This window comes from Blautia sp. AF19-10LB (genome assembly GCF_003461245.1).
Classification (GTDB): Bacteria; Bacillota; Clostridia; order Lachnospirales; family Lachnospiraceae; genus Blautia_A; species Blautia_A intestinihominis.
In genome coordinates this window covers 42,266-51,968 of record NZ_QTWS01000014.1, presented here as the reverse complement: position 1 = coordinate 51,968, position 9,703 = coordinate 42,266, and the positions used below count along the sequence as shown (strand labels likewise).

Below are 9,703 nucleotides of genomic sequence, written 5' to 3'. Positions count from 1 at the left end.
TTATAGGATAAAGTGGTGAATTTTTTTATGAATTACGAAGAGGCAGTTGCTTATATTGAAGAAACCCCGAAATTTACGACCAAGAATAAGATGGAGCATACGAAGGAATGCCTGAAACGTCTTGGTGATCCGCAGGATAAATTCCGCGTGATCCATGTGGCAGGTACAAACGGCAAGGGAAGTACCTGTGCATTCCTGACGTCTGTTCTGAGAGAGGCAGGATATTCCTGCGGACTCTTTACTTCTCCGCATCTGGTCGTGATCAATGAGCGTTTTCAGATCAATGAGAAAAATATCGATGATGAGACATTCCTGCGTGCATTCTGCAAGGTCAAAGCACTGGCAGATGAACTGGTAGAAGAAGGAAACTATCATCCGACATATTTTGAATTCCTGTTCCTGATGGGAATGGTGATCTTTGCAGATGCCGGGGTGGATTATGTAGTGCTTGAGACAGGACTTGGCGGCAGGCTGGATGCAACAACAGCAGTAGAAAATCCGGTTGCCTGTGTGATCACATCGATCAGTTTTGACCATATGCAGTATCTGGGAAATACGATCGAGGCCATCGCAGGGGAAAAAGCCGGGATCATTGTTCCGGGAGTGCCTGTGATCTACGATGGAAACGATCCAAAGGCAGCAGGAGTGATCAGAGCAAAGGCACAGGAACTGAACAGCCCATATTATGAAGTGACAAGGAAAGATACAGAAATTATCCGAAATACACGCTCTGGCATTGATTTTTCATTTAAGAATGAGTATTATGGTAACACAGTATTTTCCATTCCGTTTATTGCTGTTTATCAGGTGATGAACAGTTCTCTTGCCCTCAAAACGATCGAAGTGCTGAAGGACGTCATTCCGGTATCTGCGGATGCAGTAAAGAAGGGACTTCTTGAAACACGCTGGCAGGGAAGAATGGAAACTGTACTGCCGGGCGTGATCGTAGACGGTGCGCATAATGAGGATGGAGTTGCCAAGTTCGTGGAAACAGCGGCACATTTTCAGAAGGAGTATCCGCTTACACTGCTGTTTTCGGCAGTTGATGACAAGGATTATACAGATATGATCCATACGATCCTGGACAAGATCCAGTTCAAACATGTGGTAGTTACCCAGGTGGGCGGTTACCGTAAAGTACCTGCAGAACATCTGGCAGAGATCTTCCGTGAGAATGGCTGTCCTTCCGCTGAAGTCTGTGATGACGCGGAGGAGGCATTTAAGAAAGCACTTGCGGTCAAGGGCGAAGATGGACTGCTGTTTTGCGTAGGTTCCCTGTATCTGGTAGGCGAGATCAAGACCGCTATCCTTAAGGGAATCGGAAAATAAGGAGAATTTATTATGATCGATTATGAAGAGGAACTGAAGAAATTTGAACCCTGTCTGGATGTCACAGACGCAGAGGGTGCGATCTATGACAGAGAGCTGACTGATATTCTGGATGTCCTTCAGGAAGTCTTAAGAGAGGCAAAAAGCAATCGACGCACAAGATAAGAAGCATACGAAGTACACAAAGGGAGAAATAGTGAATGAATTGTGTGAACTGTGGGGCATTTCTTACAGACATGGATCTGGACTACTGTCCGAACTGCGGATATAATGTACTGATCCAGAAAAAAGTAGATTATCTGTCCAAGAGTTTTTACAATCAGGGTCTGGAGAAGGCAAGCATCCGTGATCTTTCCGGAGCGATCGCCTGTCTGAAACAGAGTCTGATCTATGATAAGAGAAATATCAAGGCGAGGAATCTTCTTGGGCTTGTTTATTTTGAGACAGGAGAAGTGGTTTCTGCACTCAGCGAATGGGTGATTAGTAAGAGTCTTCAGCCGACGAGAAACCTTGCAACAGAATACATCAATAAACTTCAGGCGAACAGAAACCGTCTGAATGCGATCAATGAGACAATCAAGAAATATAATCACGCATTGCTTCTGTGCCGTGAAGGACATGAAGATATGGCGGCAATTCAGCTGCGCAAGATTCTTTCACAGAATCCGAAGCTTATCAAGGGATATCATCTTCTTGCATTGATCCAGATGAAAAATCATGAATGGAACAAAGCGAGAAGAACTCTTCGGAAGGCAGCGCGTATTGATAAGACGAATACGACAACGCTTCGCTTTCTGAGGGAAGTGGATGAACAGACAGGAGTTACGACCAAGCTTGAAAAGAAGGGAAAAAAGGGATTTTTCCATTCGGGCAGTTCAAAGCAGCAGGAGATGGATGTGCTGGCTCCGGATCAGGTTGTGCAGCAGCCTGTTTACAGAGAACGCTCCAGAATTTCTCTGTTTTTTGTTCTGATGACGGGAATCGTGGCTGGAGTTGGTGCTTTCTGGATGCTGGCAGTTCCGGCAATCCGTCAGGGAATTTACAAGGAAGCGAACCAGCAGATCGTCCAGTACAGTGAATCGCTTGCAAGTCAGGCGGCAGAACTTACCAAGGCGCAGAATGATGCGAAGGAAGCCACGAATTCGGCAGATGAAGTTACACAGCAGCTGACTTCTGAACAGACAAAGAGTACGAGTTATCAGGCACTTCTGCAGGCATACGCAGATTATCAGCAGAAGAATCTGGACGATGCTGCACTGGAACTGCAGAATGTACAGGCAGATGTTCTTTCAGATGCACAGAAAACAATCTATAATACGATCAGTCAGGCTGTAAGTTCCGGAAATGCCGGATCAGATGATACTTCTGGTGATGGAAGCGATGACAGCGGTGATTACGATGAATCAGATTATTATGAATAATATTATAGTGAACAGTTAGTGATAGCTGCAGGCAATGCAGGGACAAAACGCTATAAGAGGAACCTCGGAGAAGGGGATGTGTATGATGCACATCTCCTTTTTTGTATTTGTATATTGAGGATGCCTGAATGGAACAGTAAAAAAATTGCAGGGGGAATGAAAATGAATGAGCTGTTTGAATTCAAAGACGCAATCCTGACGGTACATCTTCCGCAGGATCTTGACCATCCGCAGTCGGACTGGATCCGAAAGGAGACGGACAGGATCATGAGCAGAACCTATGTCAAAAGGATTGTTTTTGATTTTGAGAATACGGAGTTTATGGACAGTTCTGGTATCGGACTGATCATGGGGCGATACCGGGCGCTGGGGATGGGGCAGAAGTGTATCATGGCAGTCAATACAGGCAGTCATATTGACAAACTGCTCCATTTATCAGGAGTCCACAGATATATGGAGATTCAGAGGGCAGAGGAAGAAGGAGAAGATTATGGAAAAAGCAAATGAAGTAACACTTGTATTTGACAGTAGGCCGGTAAATGAAGCCCTGGCAAGGATTACGGCGGCATCATTCTGTACGCAGCTCAATCCGACGCTGGAGGAAGTGGCAGATCTCAAGACCGCAGTTTCTGAGGCAGTCACCAACAGCATTATCCATGCTTATGAGGGAGAAATACATAAGATAGAGATGAAACTCTGTATTACCGGTCAGGAAATCTATGTGGAGATCACAGATCATGGGAAGGGAATCCCGGACATTCAGAAGGCAATGGAACCGATGTACACCACAAAGGCAGACACAGACCGGTCCGGTATGGGATTTACCTTTATGGAGGCATTTATGGATGACCTGAAAGTAGAATCACAGGTTGGTGCAGGAACCCGGGTGCGGATGAAAAAACTCATCGGCCGGTAAAGGATAGCTTATGGAACATACTCTTGCCCTGATCGGGCGTGCACACCAGGGGGATAAAGAGGCAAGAGATACGTTATTTGAAGAGAATACAGGACTTATTTACAGCGTGGCACGGCGTTTCCTTGGGCGAGGCGTGGAGATGGAAGATCTTTTTCAGATAGGGAGCATCGGGCTTCTCAAGGCGGTGGATAAATTTGACCCGGCATTTGAGGTGAAATTTTCCACATATGCCATCCCGATGATCTTAGGAGAACTGAAACGCTTTTTCAGGGATGATGGAATGATCAAGGTGAGCCGGTCCATCAAAGAAAACCAGCACAGAGTCTATCTGGCGAGAGAAAAGATAGAGAAAGAACTGGGCAGGGAACCGAGCCTCAAAGAAATCGCAGAAATGCTCGAAATGCCGCCCGAAGAAGTCGCGATGACGATGGACTCAGCGGCAGAAGTAGAATCCCTGTACAGAACCGTCTATCAGAGCGAGGGAACCGACATCTCCCTCATAGACAAGATCCCGGAAAAAGAAAACGCCGAAGAGCATCTCCTGAACCGGATCTTCCTCGAGGAAATCCTCGGAAAACTGGAATCCTCCGACCGCAAACTTCTCTACATGCGCTACTTCCAGGACCAGACCCAGACCCAGATCGCAGAACAGCTAGGCGTTTCCCAGGTGCAGGTGTCGCGGATGGAGAAGAGGATATTGAAGAAGCTGAGGAGTTTGTATCGAGATGGATGATTACTTTATTTCTCGATGCCCGATATGCTGATTACATTAAGCCGTCAGCATCGATTTATATGTAAAAACAGAATATTATATTCTCTTTGCGCTTGGTTTCTTTGTTTCTGAGTTTATTATAAAGATTTTCAGAAGGAAAGTCAATGAGAGGAAAGACGGAATAAGTCTTATATAAAAAACGGCTGCCAGGAAATCGCCCGGCAGCCGCTTTGACTTTTATTTAGAATAACTTGCTTTCCCAAAAACAGACCCTTTCACCTTGGAAAGTGCGGTGAGGACGATCATTCCGAAGATTCCGCAGGAGATGACTTCGCCGGCACCGACGGTCAGCATCATAAGCGGGATTGGAAGGTTCACACCGTATCCGTAGTAAAGAACGAAAGGTACGATAACCGTATTAGCTACGATCGGCGGCAATGGAGCAAGCCATTTGCTGGAACCGCGCAGTTTGTAAGTAAAGACTGCACCGATCAGTGTTGCGATACTTCCGAAGATGATATCTACAGGGATTGCACCGCCAAGCAGGTTGGAGAGGATACATCCTACAAATAATCCCGGAATTGCAGCAGGTGTGAAGTATGGAAGGATCGTCAGTGCCTCAGAGAAGCGAACCTGTACTTCGCCGTAGCTTAATGGGGCAAACAGCAGAGTCAGAACTACGTAGATAGCACCGATAGTGGCTGCCTGCACAAGGAACATTGTGTTTTTGCTTTTCATTATTCAGTTCTCCTTTAGTTTTGTTTTACATGTGGAAGGTCACGAACACATGATTCATTTTACGCCGGGAATCGGCGGGAAGCCCTGTAAGACCTTGGTGTATTGCATATCGGGGAAACGCCAGCGGCGCATCCGCTGATTTTGCGGGCTTCATAGCGGTAATGAGTATAGCATAACAACACAGGAAATGCAAGAAAAAAAAGAATACCGCATCCCTGAAATACAATCAGAGAAGCGATATTCTTTAGAAATATCAGATACATAAAAATATCAGTTTTAAAATCAGAATTTAATTTCTTTTCCTTCCCGACGCCACTGCCTGAACTCAGCAGAAGCAGAGAGCAGAAGGTCGGAAGAAGAGTTCAGGGCTGTCTCTACGGAGTCCTGGATAACACCGATGATGAAACCAACTGCAACAACCTGCATGGAGATATCATCAGAGATACCAAACAGAGAGCATGCCATCGGGATCAGAAGAAGAGATCCACCGGCAACACCGGAAGCACCGCAGGCTGAAAGTGCAGCCAGGAGACTCAGGATGATCGCAGTCGGGATATCTACATGGATACCAAGTGTAAAGGCAGTGGCCATTGTCATAACCGTGATCGTGATCGCTGCACCATCCATATTGATCGTTGCACCGAGCGGGATAGTTACAGAGTAAGTATCTCTGTCAAGTCCCATTTCCTCGCAGACTTTCATGTTTACAGGAATGTTGGCGGCAGAACTTCTGGTGAAAAATGCAGTCAGCGCGCTTCTCTTCAGGCAATGGAAGATCAGTGGATAAGGATTCTTGCGGATGCACCAGTAAACGAGCATCGGGTTGGTAACAAAATAGATAAACAGCATACAGCCAACCAGCAGAAGAAGCAGTTTACCGTAAGTAGTAAAGATATCCAGTCCGTTTGTAGATACTGTGTTGAACACGAGACCGAAGATACCAAATGGTGCCATGTTGATGATCCAGGTAACAACTGTGGAAAGTCCGTTTGCAACATCAGCAAGAACGTTCTTGGTCATGTTGTTGGCAGCACGTAAAGCAAGTCCAATCAGGACAGCCCACATCAGGATTCCAACATAGTTTGCATTTACGAGAGAAGAAACAGGGTTTGCAACGACGTTCAGCAGAAGGTTGTTGAGGACTTCTGCGATACCCTGTGGTGCAGCAGTATCAGTAGCAGCAGTTGTCAGTGTCAGTTCAACCGGGAAGATCATGCTTGCAAATACTGCGATCACAGCGGCAAGAACGGTACTGAACATGTAAAGTATGATTACGGTTTTGATAACACCGCCGTGAGATTTTCCGGCATTGCACAGAGAACTGATAACCAGGAAAAATACAAGAAGCGGTGCGATCGCTTTGAGGGCTCCGACGAATATGTCACCCAGAATAGAGACTGCAGAAGCTCCCGGTACAGCGATTCCCAGGATGGCTCCCAGGATCAGTCCTACGAGGATTCGCTTGACCAGTGCGATCTCAGTCCATTTGGTCCAAAGTTTTTTCATTTGTTTACTCCCTTTCCTTTTACCTCTTTAATATGGTAAAACACTAATAAAGCATATTATAAACGAAAAATGCTTATAGTGCAACAAAATCATAAATTTTCGTAGACATATTTTGGAAGTTGCGGTAAGATGATACAAGGTTGCTGTGAACAGTAACGATACAGGCTGATGTCAATATCAGTAATTACAGAAAGGCAGATTTACAGATATGGAAGAGAAGATTCTTGATTTCATCATGGAGTACGCACAGGAGAACGAAAACGTTCCGTTTCAGGTTATTGAGGAAACGTTTAATATTCAGATGGATGAGAGCTTACGATCTATCATCAGTGATGCAATCTGGGACAGAGACAATGTTTCAGATGTAGTCATCGAAAATGAAGGCTATGTGATCAGTTGTTTCGAGGACTGATCGTTAAGTCAGGGAAAGTAAAGTGTTTGGCAAATACAGGGCAGAGACGGCATGGCGTTCTCTGCCCTGTGTTTTTTGCCATAAACAGTTATTTTTCGCGGTTAAGATCTTCCAGGATCGTGGTGTTGACATCATCTTCGTATTTACGCATCTGCACCTGCATAGGTGTGGGGTCAGCAGAAAACTTCAGATGACTGAAATGATTAAAGAAGAACAGGACTCCGATGGCGAGCCCAATGGAATAAGAAATCTCCAGTATGGTAAAACCGCTGGAGATTTTTCCTGTTACCTGAAAATAGATCTTTTGGAAAAGTGTGCCGACATCCACATCCGTATTAAAGGTCATGATGGAAAATGCCGCGCCAAAAAACGTGGCAAGGCAGACAAGGATCACTTTGAGCCAGCGGAAAAGCGTGCCGGGAGTGGATTCTTTTTTATAGGTAAGAATGAAGTCAGGTTCGCCGACAGGTGTGATCGTAAGTTCCGGTTCTTTTTTCTGGATCATGTCGACAAGATCCATGACAGACATGACATACCTTCCCGGCTTTTCTGAATCCAGGTTCGCAACAGGCAGGACACGGAGCCTGTTCAAAATTTTGGGATTGGTACAGGAAAGCCGTGCGATATCCTGGAGATACACATGGGGATGCTGTACCTGTATGTTCATGTCAAGCTGCAAATATAAAGTATCACTCATAAAAATCTCCTTCTGAAAGACCGCAGGTCAGTCTTTCATTTTGGGTTTGAAGATCAGGCTGGCGAGATAGGAAAAAATCAGCGCAGCAGAAACTCCAGTCGCACAGGCTGTGAATCCCCCGGTAAAAAGTCCGAGGAAACCGTCCTGGTCGATGGCTTTTTTCATACCTTTCCAGAGAACCTGCCCGAAGCCGAGAAGCGGAACAGAAGCGCCGGCACCTGCATAGTCGGCAAATGGCTGATAGATTCCGATCGCGCTCAAAAGAGCACCCGAGCAGACCAGAATGACCATGACCCGCCCGGGCATCAGCTTGGTCTTATCAAGAAGGATCTGGACCAGGGCACAGATCACACCGCCGACCCAGAATGCATTAAAATAATCCATAAAAAACTCCTTTCAGGATAATTGAATGTGTTCAAGAACGATTCCGTGGGCGATTCCCGGAACGGATTCTCCTTCATTAAAGCTTACTTTGGAGAGCATTGCCCCGGTAGGCACGAACAGGACACGTTTCCACTGGCCGGTAACGATGCGCGGCAGGATAAACGCAGCCAGCACGGAGGCGGCGCAGCCGCAGCCGCTTCCGCCGGAATGCGTATCCTGTGATTTGTTATCAAAGATCAGAAGTCCGCAGTCATGATGGATGGAACTGATGGAAAGACCCTTTTCCCGGAGCAGATCAAATAAGATCCTCTGTCCGACCACGCCGAGATCTCCGGTGATAATGGCATCGTAATCGGAAGGCTTCCGGTCAAAATCGGTCAGATGGCGGCAGATCGTATCGCAGGCAGCAGGAGCCATGCAGCCGCCCATATTCATGGAATCACGAAAACCAAAATCGACAACCGTTCCGGTAGTAAGCGCAGTGACTGCCACACAGCCGTTTTCGTGCCGGAGGGGAGAGGCATTTTCTGTGTTTTCCGGAACTGGCGGATTGTTTCCAAGGACACAGGCTCCGCTTCCCGTCACTGTCCAGGTTGCAGAGAGCGGGCGCTGGTTTCCATAGCCGAGCGGAAAACGAAATTCCTTTTCGGCAGTAGCAAAATGACTGGATGTGGCGCAGAGGATATGTGCACCGTAACCGGCTGCGACGGACATGGCTCCGAGGGAAAGGGACTCACCGATCGTGGAGCAGGCACCATACAGCCCATAAAACGGAATCCCCATATCAGCAATGCCAAAAGAAGATGCGATCGTCTGTGCAAGAAGATCCCCGGCAAATGCCATTCGGATATCAGAAGGCTTAAGACCGGCTTTTCCGATCGCAAGTACAGCAGTTTCTTTCTGGAGAGTGCTTTCTGCGTTTTCCCAGGTATCTGTCCCGAAGCGTGGATCTTCGCTCACCATATCAAAACAGTCTCTGAGCGGTCCTTCGCCTTCTTTTTTGCCGACGATCGAAGCTGCACTTTGAATATAGACCGGTTCCTGAAAAGCGAGGCTTACTTTTCCGGTCTGAGCTGCTGGTTTCATCCGATCACCTCCATAAGTTTGAGAATATAATAGACAATGCCAAGAAGCCAGGAACTTAAGATCCCGTACAGGATCACAGGACCAGCGATTGTAAAGATCTTGCAGCCGATGCCGAAGATCTGTCCTTCTGCCTGGAATTCGATCGCGGAAGAGGCAACCGAGTTTGCAAAACCGGTGATCGGAACAAGTCCCCCGGCGCCTCCGAACTTTCCAATCTTGGAATACAGATTCAATCCGGTAAGAAGTACACTCAGAAAGATCAAAATAAGCGAGCACCAGTTTCCGGCAGTCTCTCTGTCTGCGCCCATGGTCTGAGCGGTGTTTAAGATCCACTGTCCGAAAAGACAGATCAGGCCTCCTGTGATAAAGGCTTTTAGCATATTTACAGGGAGACTGTGAGAGGGGGTGATGGATTTGACATACTGCTCATATTTTTTCTGCTTTTTTATTTGCTGTTCTGAAGGCATGAAATCTCCTTTCTGTTTGACTTTTGTCTGGTTTA

Annotated in this window: 13 protein-coding genes; 7 read left to right on the top strand and 6 right to left on the bottom strand. The window is 46.6% G+C overall.

Annotated features, from left to right (window positions below; translation table 11 throughout):
* Nucleotides 1-27 precede the first annotated feature (27 nt).
* From DWX28_RS09490 to DWX28_RS09470, 6 genes are all read left to right on the top strand, one after another.
* Nucleotides 28-1,329: a bifunctional folylpolyglutamate synthase/dihydrofolate synthase gene (locus DWX28_RS09490; RefSeq protein WP_118252545.1), complete on the top strand. Its 1,302-nt coding sequence runs from the start codon at nt 28-30 to the stop codon at nt 1,327-1,329.
* A gap of 12 nt (nt 1,330-1,341) precedes the next feature.
* Nucleotides 1,342-1,494: a hypothetical protein gene (locus DWX28_RS19530; RefSeq protein ID WP_022214159.1), complete on the top strand. Its 153-nt coding sequence runs from the start codon at nt 1,342-1,344 to the stop codon at nt 1,492-1,494.
* A 35-nt stretch (nt 1,495-1,529) separates the two neighbouring features.
* Nucleotides 1,530-2,750 (top strand): hypothetical protein, encoded by a 1,221-nt coding sequence (locus DWX28_RS09485; protein ID WP_118252544.1) that lies wholly within the window; start codon nt 1,530-1,532, stop codon nt 2,748-2,750.
* Between the two features lie 162 nt (nt 2,751-2,912).
* Nucleotides 2,913-3,257, top strand: a complete 345-nt coding sequence (locus DWX28_RS09480; protein WP_022214157.1) for an anti-sigma factor antagonist — start codon at nt 2,913-2,915, stop codon at nt 3,255-3,257.
* A complete protein-coding gene (gene spoIIAB, locus DWX28_RS09475; protein WP_022214156.1) occupies nt 3,241-3,666 on the top strand; it encodes an anti-sigma F factor in 426 nt (141 codons plus the stop codon). Before DWX28_RS09480 ends, spoIIAB begins: the two co-directional genes overlap by 17 nt.
* A 10-nt stretch (nt 3,667-3,676) precedes the next feature.
* Nucleotides 3,677-4,399 (top strand): SigF/SigG family RNA polymerase sporulation sigma factor, encoded by a 723-nt coding sequence (locus DWX28_RS09470; RefSeq protein WP_022214155.1) that lies wholly within the window; start codon nt 3,677-3,679, stop codon nt 4,397-4,399.
* A 216-nt stretch (nt 4,400-4,615) separates the two neighbouring features.
* Here DWX28_RS09470 and DWX28_RS09465 read toward each other — a convergent pair whose 3' ends face one another.
* The gene (locus DWX28_RS09465; protein ID WP_022214154.1) at nt 4,616-5,116 is read right to left on the bottom strand and encodes a QueT transporter family protein; all 501 of its coding nucleotides are present in this window, start codon (nt 5,114-5,116) and stop codon (nt 4,616-4,618) included.
* A 282-nt stretch (nt 5,117-5,398) separates the two neighbouring features.
* The gene (sstT, locus tag DWX28_RS09460; RefSeq protein WP_118252543.1) at nt 5,399-6,622 is read right to left on the bottom strand and encodes a serine/threonine transporter SstT; all 1,224 of its coding nucleotides are present in this window, start codon (nt 6,620-6,622) and stop codon (nt 5,399-5,401) included.
* Between the two features lie 208 nt (nt 6,623-6,830).
* Between sstT and DWX28_RS09455 the strand changes: the two genes are divergently transcribed.
* Nucleotides 6,831-7,034, top strand: a complete 204-nt coding sequence (locus DWX28_RS09455; RefSeq protein ID WP_022214152.1) for a hypothetical protein — start codon at nt 6,831-6,833, stop codon at nt 7,032-7,034.
* An 88-nt stretch (nt 7,035-7,122) separates the two neighbouring features.
* Here the strand turns inward: DWX28_RS09455 and DWX28_RS09450 are convergent, their stop codons facing one another.
* The 4 genes from DWX28_RS09450 to DWX28_RS09435 are packed head-to-tail and all read right to left on the bottom strand — an operon-like array spanning nt 7,123 to nt 9,668.
* On the bottom strand, nt 7,123-7,731 hold the full coding sequence (locus tag DWX28_RS09450) for a stage V sporulation protein AA (RefSeq protein WP_118252542.1): 609 nt from the start codon (nt 7,729-7,731) through the stop codon (nt 7,123-7,125).
* Nucleotides 7,732-7,758: 27 nt separating this feature from the next.
* Nucleotides 7,759-8,115 carry a stage V sporulation protein AE gene (gene spoVAE, locus DWX28_RS09445; RefSeq protein WP_022214150.1) on the bottom strand — a complete coding sequence of 119 codons (357 nt, stop codon included), beginning with the start codon at nt 8,113-8,115 and terminating at the stop codon, nt 7,759-7,761.
* A 12-nt stretch (nt 8,116-8,127) separates the two neighbouring features.
* Nucleotides 8,128-9,201, bottom strand: a complete 1,074-nt coding sequence (locus DWX28_RS09440) for a stage V sporulation protein AD (protein ID WP_022214149.1) — start codon at nt 9,199-9,201, stop codon at nt 8,128-8,130.
* Nucleotides 9,198-9,668, bottom strand: coding sequence for a SpoVA/SpoVAEb family sporulation membrane protein (locus DWX28_RS09435; RefSeq protein WP_022214148.1), 471 nt, complete (start codon nt 9,666-9,668; stop codon nt 9,198-9,200). The genes DWX28_RS09440 and DWX28_RS09435 overlap by 4 nt, the downstream gene beginning before the upstream one ends.
* Between the last annotated feature and the right edge of the window lie 35 nt (nt 9,669-9,703).

Bases quoted from the DNA above. Each gene is read 5' to 3' on its own strand.
- DWX28_RS09440 (WP_022214149.1), bottom strand. From the start codon at position 9,201: ATGAAACCAGCAGCTCAGACCGGAAAAGTAAGCCTCGCTTTTCAGGAA.
- DWX28_RS19530 (WP_022214159.1), top strand. From the start codon at position 1,342: ATGATCGATTATGAAGAGGAACTGAAGAAATTTGAACCCTGTCTGGAT.
- DWX28_RS09465 (WP_022214154.1), bottom strand. From the start codon at position 5,116: ATGAAAAGCAAAAACACAATGTTCCTTGTGCAGGCAGCCACTATCGGT.
- DWX28_RS09470 (WP_022214155.1), top strand. From the start codon at position 3,677: ATGGAACATACTCTTGCCCTGATCGGGCGTGCACACCAGGGGGATAAA.
- DWX28_RS09480 (WP_022214157.1), top strand. From the start codon at position 2,913: ATGAATGAGCTGTTTGAATTCAAAGACGCAATCCTGACGGTACATCTT.
- DWX28_RS09485 (WP_118252544.1), top strand. From the start codon at position 1,530: ATGAATTGTGTGAACTGTGGGGCATTTCTTACAGACATGGATCTGGAC.
- spoVAE (WP_022214150.1), bottom strand. From the start codon at position 8,115: ATGGATTATTTTAATGCATTCTGGGTCGGCGGTGTGATCTGTGCCCTG.
- DWX28_RS09455 (WP_022214152.1), top strand. From the start codon at position 6,831: ATGGAAGAGAAGATTCTTGATTTCATCATGGAGTACGCACAGGAGAAC.
- spoIIAB (WP_022214156.1), top strand. From the start codon at position 3,241: ATGGAAAAAGCAAATGAAGTAACACTTGTATTTGACAGTAGGCCGGTA.
- sstT (WP_118252543.1), bottom strand. From the start codon at position 6,622: ATGAAAAAACTTTGGACCAAATGGACTGAGATCGCACTGGTCAAGCGA.
- DWX28_RS09435 (WP_022214148.1), bottom strand. From the start codon at position 9,668: ATGCCTTCAGAACAGCAAATAAAAAAGCAGAAAAAATATGAGCAGTAT.
- DWX28_RS09490 (WP_118252545.1), top strand. From the start codon at position 28: ATGAATTACGAAGAGGCAGTTGCTTATATTGAAGAAACCCCGAAATTT.
- DWX28_RS09450 (WP_118252542.1), bottom strand. From the start codon at position 7,731: ATGAGTGATACTTTATATTTGCAGCTTGACATGAACATACAGGTACAG.